Genomic DNA, 24,520 nt, shown 5'->3' on the forward strand with positions numbered 1-24,520 from the left:
AACGATTAATCGTTAATAAGCATACAAAAGAGTCACTTCGGTGGCTCTTTTTTTACCCCTAAGCTTTTATTAACCAGTTAATTTGCCAATAAAATTTACTATTGGTTTGGTTGGTTTTAGACAATAAAAAAGCCAAGCGCTAAGCTTGGCTAAATGATATACCGCTAAATACTAGTGTAGACCGCTGATATAGTCAGACAATACTTTGATATCATTGTCTGATAATTTCGATGCCACGATTTGCATCATGCCTTTATCGCCTTTTTTAGCGGCATCATTCACACGCACTTGTGATGGGTCGGTCACCTCGTCTTCACGACCTGCCGCACGGAATAGTTTTAATTGGGTCGCGATATAGGCTGAATGCTGACCCCCAATACGTGGAAAAGCGGCTAAATCGTTACCATTGGCTTTACCACCATGACAGCCTGCACAAGGAATCACACCGCGTGTGCTATTACCACCATAATACAATTTTTGCGCCGTTGCTGCGTAAGCGGGATTGGCATAACCTACCCCCCAACGTGGTTGGCTTGCATAATAACCTGCAACATTCGCCAGATCTTGGTCATTTAATTTTGCCACCTGCGCTGACATGATAGGATTGACACGCGCGCCTGATTTGAATTCGGTTAGCTGTTTATAGAGATACTTGACGTTTTGTCCGCCAAGGTTAGGCTGTGCAGGAACAGTACTAACGCCATTGACGCCATGACAAGCACCACAAACTGATTCAGCAATAACCTTACCTTTGGCAATGTCATATTTTGGTACGGTAACAGCTGCAGAACCGCTTACGCTGGCAATTAAAAGGCTTGCGGCAGTGAGTATTTTTTTCATCGGTAACAATTCCTACTAAAGCGTGTTGGTTATGACTCACAATGAGCTAGCGACAAAGGCATTGCTTACAATATCAAAGCAACACCCAGTTATCATCATACATATTTATTGCTTTGACACTGGTGAATGTATCTACTAAGTTACAATATTATAGCAAGACAACCATGCGCTTGTCTGCAAAATTTGTAGGCTACCCTACTAATGAACGCTAATCATATGGCTAATACGACATTTAAGTTAGCTTAATGACTTTGAAACACCTAGGGTTTTGTCAATTACAGTGATAGTGATGATTAAAACCATAATCGAATAATTGATATGGCTGATTATTATGCCATATCTCGATAATCATGTAAAAGTCATTTGCAGGTTGCCAAGCGGGTTTCACTACAAAAAATATCTCACAAAACAGCGGTAGCAAGTGCTCAAAATTTTGGGTTATGGGTATTTGCTGATACAATAGCGCTTTAACATTAAGATTATGTGCTGATGATGGATTTTACTAACACCCTTGCGCCAACTGCGATTACTGACGATAGTGATGCGGCAAAACGCTGGTTGCATCAAACCCAATTTATGCTGTCTGCCCCTACCTTCAAACTGTGTCCTGCCGATACGGGTCGCGAAGTTGCTTTTGCTGGCCGCTCAAATGCTGGTAAGTCTTCTTGCATTAATGCATTGACCCAGCAGCGCCAGTTAGCCCGCTCCTCCAAAACCCCAGGTCGCACCCAAATGATTAACTTTTTTAATATGGGCAATTTGGATCAGCGTTTGGTGGATTTGCCAGGGTATGGCTATGCCGCCGTGCCCGAGGCGATGAAAAAAGAATGGCAGTCAGAGCTGGAAAAATACCTAATTTCGCGTAAAAGTCTCGCTGGTTTAGTGCTGCTCACAGACATTCGCCATCCACTAAAATTCTTTGATGAACAAATGCTACACTGGGCAAAAGACGGTGAGCTCGAAGTTCATGTGCTATTAACCAAAGCCGATAAGCTCAAATATGGCGCTGCCAAAAACACGCTACAGCAAACCCGCAATCAGCTTAATAAATTAAAATTGCCGTTTAGTATTCAATTATTTTCTGCCCAAGATAGAATTGGGCTCGAAGAACTGTCACTAAAACTTGCCAGTTGGTTGGCGCTACCCGAGCAGGATGCGCCAACGGATAATGAACCTACGTTAGCCGTCTAATGGTTAAGATGGTTTAAACTGATTGGCGTCTTGCACTTGGTTGATTTGCTGGTTCAGCAGTGCCAGCAAAGATTGGTTACTAGGTAGCTGCTTTGCTAACGATTTGGCTTGGGTCAGTGATGTCACCGCGTCTTTTAGCTCATTGCGCCATAACTCGCCATACGCGCGATAGCGTAACGTATTGATGCGATAAATCAGTTGCTCATCACCGCTACGATGTTTTGCGATTAGTTGACTGGCTTGCTGCAATCGATCCCACAACATGACGTCACGGGGATTTTGCTTGGATAAGGGTTGAAGCAGCGCTAATACTTTTTGACCACTTTCTGCAGTAGGTCGATATTTTAAATAAATGTCACTCAGATAGCGTGGCACATCTGCGCGCTCAGGATAAACAGAAGCGAGTTGCTGCAATTTAGCGATTGCCACATCGACATTGCCTTGCTGCGCAGCTAATTGACTAAATGTCACGACTGCTAGGGGATTGGCGAGCGTGTTGATGTCCTCGTCAAAATCCTGCATTAAACTTTGTGCCGCTTTGGGTTGTCCGTTATCGAGATAATAATTAATCAGCGCAAGCTTGGCACCTTGACTCGTTTTTGCCCCTTGCTCCAAATCGGCTTTGTTGACTAGATAGCCATAGTAGCGAGCACGCCACTGGATTTGTTCAAACAGTTGCGCACGCTGCTGTTGAATAAGTTGATAACGGTTTGACGCCATATTAGCCTGGCTATCACGCTTGTAAGTTACGACTCGTGCCCTTGCTTCACTGATTCTATCTGCGGTGAGCGGATGGCTTAAAATAAAACTGGGAATCAAGGTGTTACTTTTGACAGGGTTTTGTTGGTCTAGGGTGGCAAAGAAACTGGGCATGGCATTGACATCATAACCTGCTTGGTTCATGATTTGCATGCCTATACGGTCAGCTTCTCGCTCTTGACCACGGCTATAGGAAGCAGCAGCGTTGGCAGACATCGCTTGAGAGCCTAGCATAACAGCAGCGGCGGCATCACCATCTCCGACTTTGGATGCTGCCACGCCCGCCAAAAGACCGCCTGCCTGCATCAGTAGCTGTTTGGTTTTTTCATCGTTGCGATGTTGATAATGACGTTGGCTAACATGAGCAATCTCATGCGCAACGACGCTCACTATTTCATCCAGACTTTTGGCTTTATCCAACAAACCGACATTGATGCCGATAAGCCCAGACGGTACCGCAAAGGCATTGATTTGCTTGTCATTGATAATCACTAGCCCCATGGGTGCGTTGAGACCTGCTACTGCATTGATTTGCCACACAATTTGTTCAAGCGATTGCTGCAACCAAGGGTCTTTTATCAGCGCTGCATTGCCGTTGATTTGTCGAAGTGCCCACTCACCGACTTGGCGATTTTGCTCGGTATCGATGAGCGCTTGCCCATTGTCCATAGAGGCTAATTGGCCATTGACTTGGGTAGGCTCAGCACTTGCAATCATGACTGAATTAAAAGTGGGCACACTTTGATAGGAGAAGCTATCGACAGCAAGCACGCCCGTTGATAGGGTACTTAATACAGCTACTACGGGCGTTTTTCTAAATAAATAACTAGCAGATAAATAACTAGTAAGTGGATTGATGGGCATGCGCGACCTTTGACAGCGAATTAGCTTAGAATGATGTTTAAAAAAATGGTGTTTAAAAAAGGTAAATGCTAAATAATACTGCTCAATATACAAATTTCAGCAGCTTTAAAAAGCCAAATTTTGTAATGATATCTTGCTACAATCTACCGACCACTAAGGGCATGATAAAGCTTAAATTTTCAAAAATATAATGCTAACTTTGATTTATCTCAATCGTCTGCACTTGTAATTTAGCCTATAATGACCATCTAACACACTTTGAATTTTCAAGTAGCGATTTTATTACCATGACGGATTCTTCTCAGATTACGCTAAATCCTGCCTTACTATCGGATGACGCCTTTTGCCAAGATTGGGGATTGTTTCGCTCAGGCGAACATAACAATCTCAACATCAATGCTCAAATTGAGCATTATGTGGATGGTAAAGGACTCGCCTGCCCGATGCCGCTGCTTAAACTTAAAATGGCACTAAAAAAGACCGCGTTGGGTCATGCGGTGTATGTGACCGCAACCGATCCTAACAGCAAGCGTGACATCGCAGCTTTTTGTCAGCATGCCGGATATACACTGGTGCAACAGACATCAATCACACCGTCTGAAAATACAACAGACACAATCTTTCACTCGATCATAACCAAAAGTTGCTAAACGCCTCTTACAAAAAAGCTGGCTTTAAGGCATACTAAATAACAGAAATTAAAGGACAATTGACAGGCTATTTCATGGCTACAAAGACCAAAACAACGACAATAAAAAAGACTGCCAACGCAAAAAAATCGACCAAGCTTGACGATAAGCTGGGTGGCGATCCACACGCTGTCTTTGATGACATCGACGATGACGAACGCGATGAATTTGACGAGCCAGACTTTGATAGCTTAGGTGACGACGATATCGACCTTACACAGCTCCCTGATAGTTATGATGACTATGATGAATTAGTGGATGAGGCTGATGACGACTATGACGATGAGTTTGCTGAAAAACCACGAAAGACTGCATCGCGACCCCGTCAAAAGAAAGCCATGACCAATGCCCTTGTTCCTACCATGCCGACTGCGTTATCTGCCCCTGGAGTGAATTTAGGCGCGTATATCAACGCGGTTCATCAAATTCCTATTTTAACGGCAGAACAAGAACAGGAGCTAGCGCATCGCTATACCGATGAAGGGGATGTAGAAGCGGCTCGGCTGCTGGTTATGTCGCATCTGCGATTTGTGATTCACATTGCGCGCAGTTACTCTGGCTATGGCTTGCCACAAGGTGACTTGATTCAAGAAGGCAATGTCGGCTTGATGAAAGCGGTGAAACGTTTTGACCCAAACAAAGGCGTACGTTTGGTATCTTTTGCCGTACATTGGATCAAAGCTGAAATCCATGAGTTTGTGATTCGCAACTGGCGTATCGTCAAAGTCGCGACCACCAAAGCGCACCGCAAGCTATTTTTTAACTTACGCTCACTGAAAAAAACCAATAACCAGTTAACGCTGGAAGAAGCCGAAGCGATTGCCAAAGACTTAAATGTTACCGTCAAACAAGTATTAGAGATGGAAAGCCGGCTGACTTCGTATGATGCATCGTTTGAAGCACAAAGTGATGATGAAGACGAAGGTCGCTATGCACCGCAGTATTTTTTAGAAGATGCGGCTGACCCAGCCGATATGGTAGAAGATGCTGATTGGGAAGAAAATAACAATTCAGCCTTGATGGAAGCGATGGAAGACTTAGACGATCGTTCGCGGGATATCGTACAGCAGCGCTGGCTCAATGAGCAAAAAGCGACCTTGCACGAGTTGGCGGCAGAGTACAATATTTCAGCGGAACGGGTACGCCAAATTGAAAAAAATGCCATGGATAAAATCAAAGAAGCCATGCTAGCCAATACCCATTTGCAGTTGGATTAACTGTCATGAACTGGCTAAGTATTGGGGCGATAAATATGGCAGTGGCGGTCGCCTGTGGGGCGTTTGCCGCACATGGACTTAAACCGCGTTTGTCAGCCGAGCAGATGGCTTGGTGGCAAACGGGTACACAATACTTTTTTTATCACGCGCTTGGGTTGTTGATTGTTGGTATGTTATTGCGTATAAACCTCACATCGCCTACTATCGCGTGGGTGATGCAACTGGGTATTGTGCTTTTTACAGGCTCGCTGTACTTGATGGCTTTGGGGATGCCACGTTGGTTGGGCGCCGTTACTCCGATTGGCGGCACGCTGTTTATTATTGCATGGATTTGGCTTGCTATCAGTGTTGCTAAGCACACCTCATCAGTTTAACCCTATTTAACCATGACAGAGAGCGTAACAAAACAGGAAGCGAAATAATGCCACAAGTGACTTTAAATGGTGACGTCAAACAAACGTTACATCAAAACCTCTTACAACTATTGGATGAAATGGGGCAAACCCAAGGTCGTTTTGCTGTTGAAATCAACGGTGAATTGGTTCCAAAAAGCCAATTGGCAAATGTCACCTTGCAAGATGGTATGAACATTGAAGTGGTGCAAGCGGTGGGTGGTGGCTAATCATATCAGCGTAAAAAAAGCGGGTAAGTTACCCGCTTTTTTATTTTTGCGTTGCACTAATTTTTGGTCATGGCTAATAAACGATTGGCGGTTAGCCCGTGTAAAAACACTGACATTGCAATCATTACCACACAAATCACCCAAATTTTTAGCGCTTCATCACTGGTAAATACGCCTTTATTCATCGCATAGGCGATATAATACAATGTACCAATCCCGCGAATGCCCAGTCCTGCCGTTACCCAGCGTTCGTTGCGACTCATTCCCATTTTACCTAGGCTAAAATAACCCACGATGGGACGTATCAAAAATATAAACGCCAAACATACCACATACACTTGCCAGCTAAGGGTAACATCACTCGCTAATGCTTGACCCACTAGCAGTCCCAAAAATACCATCACGAGCGACATCAGCAAACCTTCAATTTGCTCAGCAAAATCATGCAAGCCTTGATGATATTCATGTTCACATTCCGAGCGCCGAAGGGTTAACGCGGCGACAAATACCGCAATAAAACCATAACCATGCACGAACTCAGTGATGCTATAAGCCAGTAACATCAAGGCTAACACCATATAACTCTGCTCGACTTTATCGGGATATGCCTTGGTAAATAGCCAGTTTGCCAAAAACTTACCGACACAGTAACCCGCCGCCACCCCTGCAATGATTCGCCATAACACATCATAGCCCAACCAATGCAGCCAATCTTCTGCACCAAAACCTTGATTGAGAGACGCAGCGGTAGCAATGGCTATCGCTAAATAGACAAACGGAAATGCCAGTCCATCATTGAGACCTGCCTCAGAGGTGAGAGTAAATCGGGTCACATCTTCTTGTCGTTCGGAATTGGGTGGACCGACTTGGATGCTTGCCGCTAATACAGGGTCGGTTGGCGCTAGCACCGCACCGAGCAAAATAGCCGCCGCCATACTGAGTCCAAAAATGTAATGTCCCATCAATGCCATCGCGGCGATACCAACTGGCATCACAATCACCAACAGCCTTAAGGTCGGTTGCCACGTTTTCCAATTGAGCGGACTATCGAGTTTGATACCACAACCAACCAACGAAATCAGCACCACCACTTCTGTAACTTTCTCGATAGGAACGCCATAATTAAGCGGATTAATTCTAGGCAGCCCCATAAAAAAATACCCTAGCAGTGCGCCAAAGGTAATTTGTATCATAGGTAGGGATATCGAAAGCTTGCGCGGTAGCATAGGAAAGAATGCCCCGATTAAAAACGCCAACCCTAAAAAAAGTAAAATCAAATTATAGTGTTCAAGCATACCTGTGTACCAAGATAAGTTGCTAAAAGAGCCATGTTACTGCGTAAAAGGTTTATCCCTTATGAATCCATTATGCAAAAAGGTAGGCATGCCATCAACCATTGCTGTTTAGCAAAATACCAAGAGATTTGTTAACAGTTCAAGAGTTGAGTTAAATTTGAAAATTCAGTTAAATTTAAAAGCTGAGTTATATTTGAAAATTTAGTTATATTTGACGGCTTAGTTAAATTTGAGAATTCAGCTAGAAAAGATTTTGACTGACCCTCTAATCACAACATTGCGGTCAAAACCGCACTTTACGCTGCGTGGAAGAACCGATGTTCATACCTTCTCGGTATTTGGTCACGGTACGGCGGGCAATATCAATACCTTTATCTTGCAGGTTCTTCATAATACTACTATCAGATAGCGGTTTTTTGGGATCTTCTGCTTCAATCATTTGCTTGATCATCGCACTGATAGCGGTCGAAGAAACGCCTTCCCCCTCATCACTACTGACTTGACTGGAAAAGAAATATTTTAGGCTAAATAGCCCTTTGGGGGTAACGATGGTTTTGCTAGTAGTGATACGAGAAACGGTTGACTCATGCAAACCCACTTCATCTGCCACATCTTTGAGTACCATCGGCTGCATTGCCATGACGCCTTGCTCAAAAAAAGCCTGCTGACGTTTGACGATACAAGTTGCAACTTTTAGGAGATTTTGATTACGCTCTTCGATACTACGGATAAACAGCCGCGCATCATACAGCTGCTCTTTTAGATAAACGCCTTGCTCGCTGTTGTCATTGCGATTGACAAGCTTGGCATACACTTGGTTAATACGCAGTTTTGGCAAGGTTTCTGGGTTTAGGCTGACTTCCCAATGCTGCCCTCGCTGCACCACAATGACATCAGGAATGTCGTAGCTTTCAATGCCTTTATCTAGCTGGCGCTGTGATTTTTCATAAGACAGTGCAGGATTGGGGTTTAATGTGCGCAATAAGGCAAGCGCAGGCTGAATCTCAGAGACATCAAGATTGGATGATTTAAGCAGTGCATTGATGTTATTGTTGGCAAAAAACTCTGAATGCATCAAGATTTGCTTGGCTGCTTGCCAAGAGGGGGTATCACTCGGCAATTTATTGAGCTGAATCAGCAAGCATTCTGCCAAATTTCTCGCGCCAACGCCCAGTGGCTCGCAGTTTTGTATTTGCTTAACCACAAGCTCAATGTCTTCAAGCGCCAAGTCCACGTTTTCAACTTGATAAAATGACAACATGGTATCAAAACTTTGAAATAGTTCATCATTTGATAAGGTGATAAAACCGCGCTCGTCCATGCTATCAATCAGATACTCCGCCATCAGCATATCAATGGTGGAGAGTCGTCTTAAATTCAGTTGCCAACGGACATAATCTTGAATATTTCCTTGCGTAGCAAGTTTATAATCATCCTGACTGTCTTCGCTATCAATGCCCGTGGCTGCCGAAGATTCATAGCTATAAATATCATCCCACTGTGCATCCACAGGCATATCGATTTGCTGGCTGCTAAGATGCTCGCTACTATCAATGCCGTCTAAGCCAAATTCCTCATCATAGCGGTAATCGCTGTCTGCATAACTGTCCCTATTGTTATTGTTGTCCCCATAACTATCACTTGGACTATGACTTGCATACTCATGCACTGCCGAGGGTTCACTGTGCTCGGGATAATCTTGGCTAGCAGAAGCAGGATAAAAATCATCCGACGCTAGATAATCTTCCAACCCCTCAGTTTCATGGCGGTTATAGTCATCCAAATCAACTTCAGACAACTCAACACCTTCTACTTGATAGTCATCATCGTCATAGTCATAGTCATAGTCATAGTCGTTATCCATGTCTTGTTCGGGATAGTTTTCGCCATCGGGTAGGTTATCAGCGTCTTCATAAGACGTCTCCCACTCTTCTTCACGCTCAAGCAGTGGGTTGCTATCGAGTTTAAGCTGCACTTCTTGTTCAAGTTCAAGACTCGATAATTGCAGCAAGCGAATTGCCTGCTGCATTTGTGGGGTGAGTGTCATCCCCGTCGTTAGCTTTGCCCCAATACCAATTTTCATAACGCGTTTTTTTAAGCCTTATTCTAATGAGGTTGTTTTAGATGGTGTGTCTATGGTGTGTTCATGCTCTGCTAGGTTGCTAGTTTAGTATTGTTTCAACAAGATATGCTAGTATTTTTTGACATTCAGCCGTATATTAATTATCTGCACTTAGCTTAACTGTGCTTAGCTTAACTTTACTTAGCTGCAGCACCCACAAACTCCCTAAATTTTTTGCTTACGAAATCACACCATGACAAAACTGACAAAATTTGCGATTGTTGAACTCAATAGCCAGACCGATATTTTAGCAAATCTTCAATCTATTGAATTAGGTATTAAAATTGCCAGTGAACGCGGCACCCGCATGGTGATTTTGCCAGAAAACGCTTTTTGTTTTGGCAAACAGGGTTTTGCCAGTCAATATTTTGACGCCTTAAAAGCTTGGTCGGCACAGGCTGCCAGTCACTATGGTGTGTATCTACTGGCAGGAACCTTGCCCTGCCCGTATCGACCTGACGGTACGCCTGTGGCTGACGGCAAACTTCGGCAAAGCTCACTATTATTTGATCCTGCAGGCGATTGCTTAGCGCGCTATGACAAAATTCATTTGTTCAAAGCTACCGTCAATGATAGCACAGGCAACTATGATGAAGGTAGAACCTTCGAAGCCGGTAATGAGCTGATTTTGGCGGATACCGAGTTTGGCAAAGTCGGCATGATGGTATGTTTTGATATTCGCTTCCCCACCCTTGCAGTCAAACTACGCGAACTAGGTGCAGATATATTGACCGCGCCTTCGGCGTTTACTTACCAAACAGGTAAAGCACATTGGCACGCCCTACTCACCGCAAGGGCGCTCGATAGTCAGTGCATGGTTATTGGCGCAGGTCAAACAGGTGACCATGTGGTCAATCCCTCAGCGCCTAGCAACGTTCGTAGCACTTGGGGGCATAGCGAATTTATCCGCAGTGATGGTGAGAGCGTTTTCACCCAAAAAATCGACGCAGCAAACGACATAGCAAATGATGCAGCAACCCGAGATTTCGATATCACTAACAATTTAGCGCATTTACCTTTATCTGCCAAAGCGGCAAGCTGGCTGGCTGCGTCAGATAGTCGCCAACAGCTTGACAAAAATGCTGACCAAAATACTAATAAAACAACCCTATTACAGCAAGCCCCGAGCGTGATTTTTGCCGACTTTGATGCGGATGCGCAGCAAATAACTCGGCAGAATATTGCGTTGCTCGAATGTCAAAAATTGACTATCATAGCAAATAATACCTAACGATCCGTAAGCGAAAAATGGATAATCCACTTTTTGAATATTTAAAGAATAGTCCAATCTTTAGCCGTCTTGATCCTTATATGTTTCAAGTGGTCGAGAACTCATTGCATTTTAAACAGTTGAGTCCGCAAGAAGTATTATTTACGGAAGGCGAGCATGGCGATTTTATGGCGTTTTTGCTGATTGGGGAGCTATCAGTCATTAAATACAGCCCTTCAGGGGCAGAAATTAAAGTTGGCGAGATTAGGGCGGGCGAAAGTACCGGTGAAATGGCACTGTTAGATTTACTATCTCGCTCGGCCACCATTAAAGCCGCCAGCCTGTGTGCGCTTGTCACCTTGTCCCGCGCTGACTTTGAGCGACTGTTATCAGATTATCCTCGTATCGGTGTTGAGATGCTGCGTGGCTTAGCGATTATCTTGAGCCTTAATCTTCGCCGTACTTCTGAGCATTTGACCCGCGCGGTAAATGCTTAAGATGGCTAAGACTGATGTGGCTAGGCTTAAGCTTAATATTTTTTTCATGTTTAATATTACTGCTTAACCTGCCTGTTATCGTCGTGAGCTATCGCCGTGAGCGGGGATGTGCTTTGTCATATACTTGCGATAAATGCCCAAAATCCAAATGGGTATAAATCTGTGTGGTACTGATATCACTGTGTCCTAGCAATTCTTGAACACCACGCAAATCACCACTATCACTTAAAATATGTGACGCAAAACAGTGTCTCAGCAAATGCGGGTATAAATCTTGTGCGATACCGGCACGTTTGGCCTGTAGCTTGATACGCAGCTGCACGGTGCGTGTTGAGATACGCGTCCCATAACGCTCACTGACAAATACCGCAGGGTCTTGCTCTTCCACCCATAGCGAGCGATGCGGCAAATAGTTGATGAGTGCCTGCCAGGCTTTTTCGCCAATCGGTACGATGCGCGTTTTTCCACCTTTACCCAGTACTCGCAACAGCCGCTGTGATTTGTCGATATCAGACATATTAAGTCCTACTAGCTCGCCGACCCGTAAACCACTGCCATACAGCAATTCTAGCATGGCTTTATCGCGAATCCATAGCCGCGCTTCATGGCTATCTTCTGGCGCAGCTTGGTCTAATAACTGGGATAATACATCGATATCAAGTAACGTGGGCAAGGGTCTCGGGGCGCGTTTGAGACGTATGGTTGTGGTGGGATTTAGTGTCATCAGCTGCTGAGCAATCAACCATTTATAAAGTTGACGCAACACGGTTAGTTCATATTGACTACTGGATTTGGATATTTTATCAACATCCAATCGTTGAATTAGGAAGTCTGACAACTGCTGACGGGTGATGTGACAAAGCTCGGTATGTTGTTCATAGCAATACGCCAAAAAAGGCTGTAGCGCTTGGCGGTAGCTTTTGATGGTCGCTGCGCTATAACGCTTACTGCTTAGCTCAGCAAGCCAGCGATCTACTAAAGCTTGGTCATCGGTGTTGAGCACAGCTTCTGCCGCATGCGGCGTTAAGTGGGTGGGCAAATCATCGTTTGCTGATTTGCCTACACGGTTGCGCTGATTTTTCCCTTGACTATTTTTGCCTTGGCTTAGGCTACGGCTAGTTGGCATAGTGTCGGTTAGCGAGGTTGGAGGCTATTCATGGTAAGGATGTCCCTCGTCTGAGCGATGTTCCTCACTTGATTGTGCTGGCGCAAATTTCAGCCCCGCACCTGCCATCAAACCCTCAGGACTAAACACCCCTTCGTACACAAAGGTCGCAGGACCAGTCATATACACAGGATAGCCTTCTTGCCAACGAATCGCCAAACTGCCACCATACAACTGGGCGCGAATATCCACGCCTTCATCTAGCCAGCCTTCACGCACCCCAGTCGCAACGGCAGCGCACGCGCCCGTACCACAAGCTTGCGTTTCGCCCACGCCACGCTCATAGACGCGTAGCCTGATATGGCGATTATTCATTACCTGCATAAACCCCACATTGACACGCTCAGGAAATGCAGGGTGGCTCTCAATCGCTTTACCGAGTTTTTCCACCTCGGCGGTCAATACATCATCCACTTTGATGACGGCATGGGGATTGCCCATATTTGCCACATAGAGTGTCACAGGCGTACCATCCACATTGAGCCGATAAGAATTTTGAACTTTAGTAATGGTTTTGGGGGTAAAAGGAATCTCATCGGGCTCAAATTTTGGTTTACCCATATCCACTTTTACCCAGCCATAATCATCGGTGCTAAGGATGATAATACCGCTGGCGGTTTCCACCCGAATACGCTGTTTAAATGACAATTTACGCGCTTGTACAAAACGGGCAAAACATCTAGCGCCATTGCCGCATTGCTGCACTTCACTGCCATCTTTGTTAAAAATACGATAGCGAAAATCGACATCAGGGCGGCTTGGCGGCTCAACAATCAGCAACTGGTCAAAGCCAATGCCTAAGTGTCTATCCCCTAACAACGCTACCAACTCTTTGGTCAAGTGAAGCCGCTGTGTGACCAGGTCAATGACCATAAAGTCATTCCCCAGTCCATGCATTTTGGTAAATTCAATTAACATTGTTATTCCTTAAAATTATTTTGATTTATACACGCTATCTTATCATGATAGCTAATTTTTTATAAGGTAATTGGGGAACAAAAAAACCTTAGCAAGTCAAGCAAATTTGGGCTCGGTTGCTAAGGTTTTGGTTTCAGTGGCTAAGGTTTTGGGCTCAGCGGGACAAATAAGGCCTAGCGTTGCCAGCAAACCTTACAGGATAGATTTAATCTACCAATTTTTCGTTTTGCCAAAGGCTCTCAACCGTTTCACGCTCGCGAATGACATGGGCGTGACCCTCTTTGACCAAGATTTCATAAGCACGTGGGCGGCTATTGTAATTGCTCGACATTACAAACCCATATGCCCCTGCGCCTGTGATGGCTAAGATATCATTGTCAGCCAATGCTAACACACGGTTTTTTGCCAAAAAATCGCCTGTCTCACAAATTGCCCCGACCATATCCCAAACTTTGGCTTCAACCGGTGAGTTCAACTGTGTGGGAATGACCGCCATCTCTGACTGATAAAGTGCCGGACGAATCAAATCATTCATCGCGGCATCGACAATGGCAAAATTTTTGTGTTCGGTAGGTTTCAAAATATCCACGCGGGTCAACAATACGCCTGCATTGGCAACGATACTACGGCCTGGCTCTAGATAGAGGGTTAAGCCTAAAGTTTTCAGTTTGGGTAAGAGTAACTGCGCAAATTCTTCAATACTTGCAACGTCTTCGTCAATATACTGCACACCCAAGCCACCGCCCAAATCAATATGCTCAAGCGCAATACCTTGCTTGGCAAGTGCGTGAATCATCTCAATGACTTTGTCCAATGCATCCATAAAGGGCTGAACTTGGGTCAACTGCGAGCCAATATGGCAATCAATACCGACAACTTTTAGGTGCGGTAGGTCATGGGCAATTTGGTAGATACGGGGCGCATCTTCATGGGTAATGCCGAATTTATTTTCTTTGAGCCCTGTGGAGATATATGGATGGGTTTGCGCGTCGACATTGGGATTGACGCGTAGCGAAATTGGCGCTTGCTGCTGTAGTTTGCCTGCCACTGCATTGATACGGTACAGCTCGGCTTCTGACTCGACATTAAAGCAAGCAATCCCTACTTCAAGGGCACTGCGGATATCTTCGGCGGTTTTGCCAAGTCCTGAAAATACGATTTTTTTGGGGTCGCCGCCCGCAGCCAAAACCCGCGCAAGCTCGCCCCCTGTGACGATATCAAACCCTGACCCTGCTTTGGCAAGTTCGTTTAATACCGCAAGATTACTATTGGCTTTTACCGCATAACAAATCTGATGGTCAATCTCAGCAAAACTATCATCATAAGCTTTATAAGCTGCCAAAATCGCCTGCTGACTATACACATAGGTCGGTGTGCCAACGGTCTTTGCGATATCTGCAAGACTGACGCCATCCATCATCAAGGCAGTGCCATCATAACTCAGACAGTTGATTGACTTGACGTGTTCGGTCGGGTTGATCGCTAAGCTTGCGGCTGCATCATCAGTAATCATTTTTACCTCCAACCGATGGCACAGATGGCGTAGTCGCTGAGTGAGGCGCTGATGTTGCGTTATTGTCGATCATGACGTTGGGGTCTTGGATGTTGACATCAACTTTGGTATCAGAGGCATTGGCAGTGGTGCTGGTCGGTTTGGCAGCCGCATCGACTACTTGTTGGCTATTTTTGCTGGGTAGGTACAATGCCCCTTTTTGCCCACATCCTGTCAGCACATTGGTTGCCAACATCACCGTCAGCACGGCGATTGTTGGGGATAGTTTTGAAATTTGCATGAATGCCCTTAATTTTAAGAAAAAAAATAAGTGTAAAAATAGAATTTGCGATAGGGTTATTGTAGCTTTTTTTGCGTTTTATAAGCAATTATCTCACCTTATTTCTCACCTTACTAAAGATGAGCGTTAAATCGATGATTTTTGTTAATTTTTCATTTTGTTGACACCCTCATTGTTGTGGTATGCTTTTTCGCTATAGTGATGACAACAAAAATTTGGCAAAAAATTACCACAATACATTTTTTTTAATTTACAATAAATTACTTAAGGCAAGGATAGCTTAAAATTTAATCCAGTTAGGAAGGGGCTTGTTGCAAGGAATGCACAAGATCTTGTCTAAAGGAACAGCCATGCAAAATCCGATCTTAGTACTTAATTGTGGGTCTTCATCAATCAAATACGCGTTATTAAGCAATGACAGCAGCGAGCGCGTTGCCGGTCTTGCAGAAAACTTGGGCTTAGATACGGCGCGTATCAAACACACCGACCTCAATGGGGAAAAAGTCGAAATCTCTTTGGCAGGCGCCAATCACCAATGGGCGCTGCAAAAAATATTAGGTTTATTAGCAGCTTACAAACCCGTTGCCGTGGGTCACCGTGTGGTCCATGGCGGACGTGAGTTTTCTCATGCTGAAAAAGTCAATGACCATGTCTTGGCGGAAGTCAAACGGCTAAAAGTATTGGCACCACTGCATAACCCCGCCCATGCCTTAGGTATTGAAGCGGTGGAAAAAATCTACCCAGATTTACCGCAAGTGGTCGTGTTTGATACCGCCTTTCACCAAACCATGCCCGCCAAAGCCTACCGCTACGCCATTCCAAAAGATTTGTACAATGAGCATTATATCCGTCGCTATGGCTTTCATGGTAGCTCACACGCCTATGTCAGCCACCGCGCTGACAGCCTAGCCCCTCATGACCAAGCCAATGGTTGGATTACCGTGCATTTGGGCAATGGTTGCTCGTTAACCGCTGTGTATGATGGCAAAAGCTTGGACACTAGCATGGGTCTGACCCCGCTTGAAGGCGTGGTCATGGGTACGCGCAGTGGTGATGTTGACCCAAGTTTGCATATTCACTTACACCGTATTTTGGGCTATAGCCTTGACCAAATTGATACAATTTTAAATAAACAAAGCGGGTTGTTGGGCATTTCAGGTATCTCAAGTGATATGCGCACGGTGGAGCAAGCCGCCAACGAAGGCAACGAAGATGCCAAACTTGCCATCGAAATTTTCTGTTATAAAGCAGCCCGTTATATCGCCTCACTCAGCTGTGCATTACCGACCTTTACTGGTTTGGTATTTACCGGTGGTATCGGTGAAAACAGCGCCTCCATTCGCCAAAAAATCTTACAAAACTTGCCGCATTTTGGCATCAAAGCGAACCTTGATAAGAATGCCGAGCTCTCTCGTGGCGTAGAAGGCAGTTTCCACCAAGCCGACAGCCAACTGCAATTGTGGGTGATTCCGACCGATGAAGAATACCAAATCGCCAAAGAAACCAAAGAAGTCTTAGGTTTATAACCCCTCTCACCCTGATGACCCATCAGGGTTTTTAGTTTGAATAAAATAACAAATAGGAACTATCATGCAAACTATTTTATTTGTGCCTACCAGTAGCGGCATTGGCTTGACCTCAGCTTGTTTGGGTTTTATCCGTGCACTGGATTATATCGGGCTAAAAGCAGGATTTTTAAAACCTTTTAGCCAAAATACCACCGCCAATCATGAGAGTGATGACAGCTCAAGCGTGCTTGCAAAACATGCCTTTAACTTAAACCCGCCAACATCCATTGACCGTAGCCGCTTAGAGCGGGTGATTGGGGATGGTCAGTTGGATGACTTGATGGAAGAAGTGGTTGCCAAACACCAAGCATTGGCTGAGCAATATGACGTTATCGTGTGTGAAGGTCTGGCTGCCGACAATGATTCAAGTTATGCAGAATTGGTGAATTTAGCCATCGTCAATGCACTAGATGCCAAAGTCATCTTGGTCAGTAGTGGCGATATTGCAAACCCTGATAGTTTGGTAGACAAGTTAGATATTTTTGCCCGTGATTTTGGCGGCATGGCAAGCGAGCGCACGTTAGGCACGATTTTAATGCGCGTCAAAAACGTGTACAACCATTATGATGAAGCACCCGTCGCGCCTGGTAAAGCCAAAGTTGATTTGGCAGCTGAGCAGTTACAGGCGATTAAATCCCACTCCCCTTATTTTGACTCCGATAAATTTCGCTTGATTGGCGTGGTGCCTTTTAGCAATACCTTAAGTGTCCCCCGTACCTGGGATGTGGCTCGTGAGCTTGATGCCAAATGGCTCAATGAAGGTGACGCCAAAAACCGCCGTGTGCTTAATACCTTACTGGTTGCGCGTACTGTTGCTAATATTGAAGATTCTTTCACCCGTGGCAACTTACTGGTGACGGCAGGCGACCGTGACGATTTGATTTTGGCAACTGCGCTTAGCACCATGAATGGTGTACCGCTAGCAGGTCTTATTCTGACAGGCGGTATCGTGCCGAACCAAAAGATTATCAATCTGTGTCGCCCCGCGCTAAAAACGGGGATTCCTGTGATGCTGGTTGATACTGACAGCTTTGATACTGTCACCAAACTTAACCATATCAGCCATGAAATCCCCGCCGATGACACCACTCGCGCCAGTGAAGTCACCGATTTTGTCGCCGCACATTTGGATTTGGACTGGATCAAAACCACTTTTAGTCAAGGTAACAACAACCGCAAACTCTCCCCTTCGGCTTTTCGTCATACCTTGGTCAAAAAAGCCCAAGCTGCCAAAAAAACCATCGTACTGCCTGAGGGCAATGAGCCCCGTACCGTTGAAGCGGCGGTCATCTGTCAAACTCGTGGTATTGCCCATTGTATCTTACTTGCCAAACGCAGTGAGGTCGAAGAGGTTGCCAAGAACTTGGGGCTCATCCTACCTGAAGGCCTGCAGATTCTTAACCCAGAAAGCTTGATTGACAAGTACGTCAAACCGATGGTTGAGCGCCGTAAAGGCAAACTCGATGAACTGCAAGCCCATGAACAGCTCAAAGACACCGTCGTGCTGGGTACGATGATGCTACACTTGGGTGAAGTCGATGGTCTGGTATCTGGCGCCGTGCATACCACCGCCAATACTGTCCGCCCGGCGTTTCAGTTAATTAAAACAGCGCCGCAGTACTCGCTGGTATCGTCGATTTTCTTCATGCTACTGCCTGAGCAAGTGGTGGTATATGGTGACTGTGCCATCAACCCAGACCCTAGCGCAGAACAGCTGGCTGAAATCGCCCTACAATCCGCCCAATCTGCCAAAGCGTTTGGTATCGAACCCAAAGTTGCCATGATTAGTTACTCGACGGGTTCATCAGGTGAAGGCGCAGACGTGGATAAAGTGCGTCAAGCCACCGAAATCGCCAAAGCCAAAGCGCCTGATTTGCTCATTGATGGTCCGTTACAATATGACGCTGCCAGTGTCGCAAGCGTGGCAAAATCAAAAGCGCCAAACTCGTTGGTGGCAGGTCAAGCCAATGTGTTTATCTTCCCAGATTTGAACACTGGCAATACCACCTATAAAGCGGTGCAGCGCTCTGCCAACGTGGTGAGCGTCGGTCCTATGCTGCAAGGGCTCAACAAGCCTGTAAATGATTTGTCGCGTGGCGCCTTGGTTGAAGATATTGTCTATACCATTGCGCTCACAGCCGTTCAAGCCGATAGCGGTGAATTTTAAGCGTTTATGTTTAAAAAAAGGTGAGTTTGACACTCACCTTTTTGTTGTCTGTCACCATTGGTTGTCACACAGGATATCAGCCTAAATGCAAGCAAGGCAAGGCTACTGTTCCACCACTAGGCTAGTGCACTACAATCTGTTATGCCCAAAAATTGCTTTATGGTAAAATTCTGCACAAAGTGATTTTTGTGCGCCATGTACCAACCGATGAACCGGCAAACCAACCGTAAGATGTGTCAGTGATGATGAAGGATTTTAGTTTTCTTTACCCCAACTTTAAATTAGGCATTTGATTATGACAATGCCTCGCTGTATTCGTGTCTGGTTGGGTGGCTCATTTGATCCGATACATTTGGCGCATTTACAGATGATTGCTCATGTGTACCATGAGCTCATGCGCGCCTTCCCCAACGTTGATATCATCGCCAAATTATTGCCTACCGCAGGTTCGCCCTTAAAAACCAAGCCAACTTCCAACCAGCAGCGCCTTGAAATGCTTGCGCTTGCGATTGACGATGTGCCTTTTTTGTCGATTGATGAAACTGAGCTGCAGTGTCAGCCGCCTGTGTATAGCTTTCATACCTTGAGTGAATTTAAACAGCGTTACCCCAATGACCTACTGATTTTTGTCCTTGGGCAAGACAGTGTTGAACAACTTGATAAATGGTATCGCGGCTTTGAGCTGCTTTCGCTGACCAATCTATGGGTACTACCCCGTCCTGCCTTGGGCAGCCTTAGCCACAATTTAAGCCACACTTTGAACCAAAATGCTTTGGCCAATACGGATAAACCCCCTAATATAAATATTGATAATCGGCTAGTGCCTTTTATCATTCATTCACCAAAAGACTTGATAAATCAAACCACTAACCATATTTATATTGATAAGTTTGTCGTGCCTGATATCGCCAGTAGTGATATCAGAGCTTGGCTATACAGCGTAGAAGCTCGACAACGACAGCAAGCGCGGCTAAGTTTACCGAGGGAAGTTTATCGGTATATTGTTGAGCATCAGTTATATGCCCCACACGTTTAGCCTGATATTGATTTACATTTTTTGATAACTTGTGCGTTAGATTTTTGTTAAAATAGCGCACTTTTTTTAGGATTGTCATGATCCTATTTTAAGCTACCCTTATAACCCAATCATTATGACCCAATCCATGGAACCCACGCATTTATGACCGATAACCAATTTGCTAGTTTAGTCAATCAACACCCTGCCCACCAACAGTTAACCACCTGCCTTGACATCGTTCAAGATGCCTTGGATGATTTAAAAGCCAAAAACATTACCGTACTCGATGTTGCTGATATGACTGAAGTCATGGAGCGTATCGTGATTGCCGAAGGGACATCTACCCGCCACCTTAAAGCGGTTGCCGACCATGTCTCGATGAAAGCGAAGCAAGCAGGGTTTAATCCGATTGGTGTAGAAGGTCAAGGCACCAGTGATTGGACCTTGATTGATTTGGGCGCTGTGGTGGTGCATGTGATGATGCCACAAGCCCGCACGTTTTATGACCTAGAAGGCTTATGGCAAGGTCAATCGCAGCGCGAGCGTATCGAGAAAACCGCTTAATTTCTAATTCAAATTTAGCCAAAATTAAGCTCAAAGGTTCTAGCATGGTTCAATGTTAGAACCTTTTTTGCTTAAACTAAGTAGAAATATCTATACAGATTTTTTATCTAATTTTTTAAGCCATTTTTTCCTAATGATTCAAACTCCTTGTTTGTACGCCCCGAATTTTAATAAAATTTTGTCCTAGAATTACGCCTTATCTTAAGTTATTGCATTTAAATTCAGCAGTGTAAAATTCGCTAAAATCAAATTAATTTATCAACCATAGTTCTATTTTATCTACAATAATCGATTAATATTCTGTATAATGGGATTTAAACCAATCATTTAGAGACAATTATCGTGTATTGGAATGTTTAAATGGCACATATCTTTGATTTATCACATTACGACATTTATCGACTGCAATCCATTGATCCCATTTTTAGCGATGACTGGCGTCAAACTCTCTGTGATATTTTTCCTAAACTTGATAAGGAAAGTCAAAATAGCGTTTTTCGACAACTATTGGTACCCCGCGGTATCATGTATGATAAAACCAGCAAGAAATTTTTAGCCCAGCGTCCAATCTCATTATCTGATACCTTAGCCCTCACGTCCTCTAGCAATGATAAAGTCATGATGATGGCGAATCATATGCTCAAATTCCTAAAAGCACCGACCCAAGGTGTTAGCATCTTAGAGCTTGCAGATAAAATAGAAGCGATGCTCGATCATTTTGACAGCATTGAACTATATGATGCCAAAAATGAGCATCACCTTGCCAAAAAAATTCGCCAAGCATTTTTGTATGATTTATCGCATTGGATTGACAATATTGAAATATCGCTGGCGCCAGGGCTACGCAACTTGACTCCCGATATGATTCGCGCTTATTTTAAATCAGTATTTTTAAAGCATCAGATTCAAGGCTGGGAGTTTCGAAGCTGGGATGGTCAAGATATGCAAGAATTATCTTCTGAGCGCTTCCCTGTTTTTTTACAGCAAGAGGCGGTAGTGCGGCGTTATGTGGTGGTTGAAACGCCAAAGTATTGGTTCCTGATCGGCCCAACACGCTTAGCCAATCAAAATCCTTTTTCATTCCGCCGTTTTTTATTCGAAGACAGTGATGTTTCGGGTCAGTATATCTACTTAACCCATGTCGTCGTCGAGCGTGAGGGGGTTAATCTGCCTGCCAATAAAGCTAATATACTGATGCAATTGTCGCGTATGTATACACTCGAGCGAAGCGTCAATGAAGCAGTAAAAATCTTTATCAATAGTTCTAAAGATTTGTTAATTCGCTATATTTATCCATTAATTCGTAAACCGCTAGCTACCGATGGACGTCCGATTGAAGCTATTATTGAAGAGCGGATGCAAAACTTTGAAAAACAATTTTCTATATTAATTTTAAATAAACTACCGCGTATTTTTGATATAGCGCTCAAAGACATCAATGACCTTGAGTTTTTTTACTATCACTTAGATTGGTTAATTGCCAACGTGACCAACTGCTTACGGGATTTTTGTCTACAGCCGCTTGCTAGCTTTTCATTGGTTGCAAAACGTACCACATTAAGATTGGTATCGATGCGTATGCTCACCCATCGGATCCGAAATTATCTCAATGATGTGACCATTGAGGCCGAGCAAAAACAAAAATTGTTTATGGCACCGATGCAGTATCTGGATAAACAGCTTACAGAAGTAGAAGAAGAACAATCGACCATTGATATTTTGACAGAGGAAGTACTGTACTATCAAAAACAAGTTGAAACGTCGGGCTTTTTACGTAGGCTGATTACACCAAAAGCGCCCAAATATAGCTTGGAAGAACTCACCCAATATCGTCATCAACTCAATGAAAACTTCTTTATGTCAATTATTCGTTTGGCTAAAGATCAAAAACAGCTGATTGTTTATCCAGAGTTCGAGTGTAATATTATCATTGACGAAAATTTCCGCCACTATGCCTTTATTGATGGCGAGCTTGGACTAACACGTTTACCTAAGCTACTTTGTCTGCCAGAAAAACGTGACAGCTTTGATTTTCAAACGGTACGTCAACAAATCAATGCCGATGTGTTCCGCACAAATCAAGAATGGGGCTAATCATCCACATATCTATCCTCTTATCGATTGGTAAAACAACAAAAGCTAGCAAATTTGCTAGCTTTTGTTGTTTAGGCTAACGTAGCCGTTTGCTGACGTTGATGGTTTTTCATCCAAAGATTGATACCAATAAGGATAATAATATAGCCGATTTGTGCCAAAAATGTCTGTAGCGTCGGGTAAAATCCTAGCCATTCAATCGCTGGCAAGCCGCTCATGGCAGTCAGCGGTAGATACCCTGTCAATTGCAGCGCGTGCAAACTAACGCCTAAAATCTTAAAGCCCAGTAGATAAATCACCCAAGTTAAGACTTTAAACAACTGTGGAATCGGTAATTTGACTGAGGTTTTTAGCATCACCCAAGCCACTGCTGCCAGTACTACAAGCGCTAAACCAATCCCGGTTAAGAAATTACTCATGCTGATATTGGGTAATATACCGACATAAAACAATATGGTCTCTGCGCCTTCTCGAAACACGGATAAAAAGCTCAATCCAAATAACGACGCAAAGCTGCCTGCCGTCATGGCTTGTCCCATATGACGCTTGATATAAGCGTTCCAGGATTGGACGGATGATTTGCTATGCAACCACGCCCCAATGCCAATCATCATAATGACCGCAACGATGCCGATGACGCCTTCAAACATCTCACGATTGGCGGCAGAAGTCACCGCAGGGAATAATAGCTGTAATGCCATCGCGCCTGCGATACTGGCAAGTAAGCCAAAAGCGACACCAGCATACACCCATTTTTTGGCTTTGACTTGTTTGGCAGCGGTTAAAGCCGATAACAGCGAGATGACAATCAATAAGGCTTCCAACCCTTCTCGAAGCAATATCAGCATCGAGTCAACCGCGGTATATTGGGCTGTTGGATTGATTGCTGCCAATTCATTGATAATCGATTGCAGTGTTTGCTGCTGTTTAGGGTCTTGACCTTTCGCCATGACTAGCGGAATTTGACTTTCCACCCGATTATATAGGCTGGGGTTACGTGTACTGACATCGCCTTCGACCATTGGCCAAATACTAATAAACTCGCCTAACTTGGCTTGACCAGTCGCTGCGTCGTTTGTTTTAAATGCCTGTAAGCCATCGCGCAGTAACTCGATACTATCCGCCAAGGTGACAGCTTGTGTGGTTTGTACAGCGGCTACGTCACCTTTGTTATAACTGTCGATGGCGTCCTTTAGCGCGGCAGATTGGGTTTTGATTTGCGCCATATTGATGGGTTGGGTTTCAATCGCCACTCGCATCAGCGCCATGGATGTTTCAATTTTGCCATAGTGTCCCATACTGGTATTGCGTACGACCCGCTCATTACCTAGCCAAACTGCATTAAACTGGTTGTAAGCCGCCCGTAACGCTTCGACATCTGTCGGCGCTGCCCGTTGTATGACTTGATTAAGATTGTCATACGCCGGTACCATTTTTTTGGCAAACTCTTTTCGCTTCGCGCTGTAATCTACAGGATTTTGTTCTTTTTCAAAGGCATATAACGCATTTGACACGGCTGATAAATTGGCTTCTGTGGGGTTGCTGATGGCTTGCCCAATTGCTTGGCTTGTCTGTTGCCCAAGTGTGGAATTTTTTGCCGTTGCATCTATGGCATCAAAGGCTGTTTGAATTTGCGCAAGGGTATCCTTGGCTTTTGAAGTATCCTTGGCTTTAATCGCTGCCATCGCGTCGGATAGGTTGATAAAAATAGGGCTTAAATTCAACTTTTTGCTGGCTGGTTGACTGGCTTGCGTCGCTATCTGTGCACTTGCAGGCGTTGGTTGCTGCGCTTGTAAGCCTTGAGTGGTGATGAGCAGCGAACTTGCTAGACCAAAATTTAGCAAGGTTTTTTGGGTGATGTTTATCATGAGTAACTTTTTAACCGTCTATTTTTAAGCGTGTATTTTAACCGTCTATTTTAAGTGAT

General features: G+C 44.6%; 21 protein-coding genes. 12 read left to right on the forward strand and 9 right to left on the reverse strand.

All coding sequences use genetic code 11. The features are described from left to right. Window positions 1-171: 171 nt before the first annotated feature. A complete protein-coding gene (locus RT034_RS02710; protein WP_313013389.1) occupies window positions 172-840 on the reverse strand; it encodes a c-type cytochrome in 669 nt (222 codons plus the stop codon). A 489-nt stretch (window positions 841-1,329) separates the two neighbouring features. Between RT034_RS02710 and yihA the strand changes: the two genes are divergently transcribed. Continuing rightward, window positions 1,330-2,031 carry a ribosome biogenesis GTP-binding protein YihA/YsxC gene (gene yihA / locus RT034_RS02715; RefSeq protein WP_313013392.1) on the forward strand — a complete coding sequence of 234 codons (702 nt, stop codon included), beginning with the start codon at window positions 1,330-1,332 and terminating at the stop codon, window positions 2,029-2,031. Window positions 2,032-2,034: 3 nt separating this feature from the next. Here yihA and RT034_RS02720 read toward each other — a convergent pair whose 3' ends face one another. Continuing rightward, the gene (locus RT034_RS02720) at window positions 2,035-3,654 is read right to left on the reverse strand and encodes a M48 family metalloprotease (protein ID WP_313013396.1); all 1,620 of its coding nucleotides are present in this window, start codon (window positions 3,652-3,654) and stop codon (window positions 2,035-2,037) included. A 287-nt stretch (window positions 3,655-3,941) separates the two neighbouring features. On the opposite strand from RT034_RS02720, the gene RT034_RS02725 reads away from it, so the two are divergent. From RT034_RS02725 to thiS, 4 genes are all read left to right on the forward strand, one after another. Then, window positions 3,942-4,304: a sulfurtransferase TusA family protein gene (locus RT034_RS02725; protein WP_313013399.1), complete on the forward strand. Its 363-nt coding sequence runs from the start codon at window positions 3,942-3,944 to the stop codon at window positions 4,302-4,304. 74 nt (window positions 4,305-4,378) lie between these two features. Next, window positions 4,379-5,560, forward strand: a complete 1,182-nt coding sequence (gene rpoH, locus RT034_RS02730) for an RNA polymerase sigma factor RpoH (RefSeq protein WP_313013400.1) — start codon at window positions 4,379-4,381, stop codon at window positions 5,558-5,560. Between the two features lie 5 nt (window positions 5,561-5,565). Next, complete coding sequence (locus tag RT034_RS02735; protein ID WP_144918116.1) at window positions 5,566-5,934, forward strand: DUF423 domain-containing protein; 369 nt, start codon at window positions 5,566-5,568, stop codon at window positions 5,932-5,934. Window positions 5,935-5,981: 47 nt separating this feature from the next. Then, window positions 5,982-6,182: a sulfur carrier protein ThiS gene (gene thiS / locus RT034_RS02740; protein WP_188874734.1), complete on the forward strand. Its 201-nt coding sequence runs from the start codon at window positions 5,982-5,984 to the stop codon at window positions 6,180-6,182. Window positions 6,183-6,238: 56 nt separating this feature from the next. Here thiS and RT034_RS02745 read toward each other — a convergent pair whose 3' ends face one another. Both RT034_RS02745 and rpoN read right to left on the reverse strand, forming a co-directional pair. Continuing rightward, entirely contained in the window at window positions 6,239-7,477 is a 1,239-nt protein-coding gene (locus tag RT034_RS02745) for a cation:proton antiporter (RefSeq protein WP_313013406.1), read from the reverse strand. A 283-nt stretch (window positions 7,478-7,760) separates the two neighbouring features. Then, window positions 7,761-9,560 carry an RNA polymerase factor sigma-54 gene (gene rpoN / locus RT034_RS02750; RefSeq protein ID WP_313013409.1) on the reverse strand — a complete coding sequence of 600 codons (1,800 nt, stop codon included), beginning with the start codon at window positions 9,558-9,560 and terminating at the stop codon, window positions 7,761-7,763. A gap of 232 nt (window positions 9,561-9,792) precedes the next feature. Between rpoN and RT034_RS02755 the strand changes: the two genes are divergently transcribed. Further along, window positions 9,793-10,830 carry a nitrilase-related carbon-nitrogen hydrolase gene (locus tag RT034_RS02755; RefSeq protein WP_313013411.1) on the forward strand — a complete coding sequence of 346 codons (1,038 nt, stop codon included), beginning with the start codon at window positions 9,793-9,795 and terminating at the stop codon, window positions 10,828-10,830. A gap of 17 nt (window positions 10,831-10,847) precedes the next feature. Next, window positions 10,848-11,306 (forward strand): cyclic nucleotide-binding domain-containing protein, encoded by a 459-nt coding sequence (locus RT034_RS02760; protein WP_313013414.1) that lies wholly within the window; start codon window positions 10,848-10,850, stop codon window positions 11,304-11,306. An 88-nt stretch (window positions 11,307-11,394) separates the two neighbouring features. Here the strand turns inward: RT034_RS02760 and xerA are convergent, their stop codons facing one another. The 4 genes from xerA to lptM all read right to left on the reverse strand — a co-directional run bounded on the left by xerA (window position 11,395) and on the right by lptM (window position 15,182). Then, on the reverse strand, window positions 11,395-12,432 hold the full coding sequence (gene xerA / locus RT034_RS02765; RefSeq protein ID WP_312115478.1) for a site-specific tyrosine recombinase/integron integrase: 1,038 nt from the start codon (window positions 12,430-12,432) through the stop codon (window positions 11,395-11,397). A gap of 24 nt (window positions 12,433-12,456) precedes the next feature. Then, complete coding sequence (gene dapF / locus RT034_RS02770) at window positions 12,457-13,389, reverse strand: diaminopimelate epimerase (protein ID WP_313013417.1); 933 nt, start codon at window positions 13,387-13,389, stop codon at window positions 12,457-12,459. A gap of 205 nt (window positions 13,390-13,594) precedes the next feature. After that, window positions 13,595-14,902, reverse strand: coding sequence for a diaminopimelate decarboxylase (lysA, locus tag RT034_RS02775; protein ID WP_409566286.1), 1,308 nt, complete (start codon window positions 14,900-14,902; stop codon window positions 13,595-13,597). Beyond that, the gene (gene lptM / locus RT034_RS02780) at window positions 14,892-15,182 is read right to left on the reverse strand and encodes an LPS translocon maturation chaperone LptM (protein ID WP_313013419.1); all 291 of its coding nucleotides are present in this window, start codon (window positions 15,180-15,182) and stop codon (window positions 14,892-14,894) included. Before lptM ends, lysA begins: the two co-directional genes overlap by 11 nt. 350 nt (window positions 15,183-15,532) lie before the next feature. Between lptM and RT034_RS02785 the strand changes: the two genes are divergently transcribed. The 5 genes from RT034_RS02785 (at window position 15,533) to RT034_RS02805 (ending at window position 22,593) form a co-directional block, all read left to right on the forward strand. Next, on the forward strand, window positions 15,533-16,708 hold the full coding sequence (locus RT034_RS02785) for an acetate/propionate family kinase (RefSeq protein WP_224054306.1): 1,176 nt from the start codon (window positions 15,533-15,535) through the stop codon (window positions 16,706-16,708). A 64-nt stretch (window positions 16,709-16,772) separates the two neighbouring features. Further along, window positions 16,773-18,917, forward strand: coding sequence for a phosphate acetyltransferase (pta, locus tag RT034_RS02790; protein ID WP_313013430.1), 2,145 nt, complete (start codon window positions 16,773-16,775; stop codon window positions 18,915-18,917). A gap of 295 nt (window positions 18,918-19,212) precedes the next feature. Next, a complete protein-coding gene (nadD, locus tag RT034_RS02795; RefSeq protein ID WP_313013433.1) occupies window positions 19,213-19,953 on the forward strand; it encodes a nicotinate (nicotinamide) nucleotide adenylyltransferase in 741 nt (246 codons plus the stop codon). 144 nt (window positions 19,954-20,097) lie between these two features. Further along, window positions 20,098-20,499, forward strand: coding sequence for a ribosome silencing factor (gene rsfS, locus RT034_RS02800; protein WP_313013434.1), 402 nt, complete (start codon window positions 20,098-20,100; stop codon window positions 20,497-20,499). Between the two features lie 360 nt (window positions 20,500-20,859). Beyond that, window positions 20,860-22,593 (forward strand): hypothetical protein, encoded by a 1,734-nt coding sequence (locus tag RT034_RS02805; RefSeq protein ID WP_284034656.1) that lies wholly within the window; start codon window positions 20,860-20,862, stop codon window positions 22,591-22,593. Window positions 22,594-22,664: 71 nt separating this feature from the next. Here the strand turns inward: RT034_RS02805 and RT034_RS02810 are convergent, their stop codons facing one another. Next, the gene (locus tag RT034_RS02810) at window positions 22,665-24,461 is read right to left on the reverse strand and encodes an FTR1 family iron permease (RefSeq protein ID WP_313013441.1); all 1,797 of its coding nucleotides are present in this window, start codon (window positions 24,459-24,461) and stop codon (window positions 22,665-22,667) included. Window positions 24,462-24,520: the final 59 nt, after the last annotated feature.

Source organism: Moraxella sp. CTOTU48841 (assembly GCF_032061225.1).
In the GTDB taxonomy this organism is placed as follows: Bacteria; Pseudomonadota; Gammaproteobacteria; order Pseudomonadales; family Moraxellaceae; genus Faucicola; species Faucicola cinerea.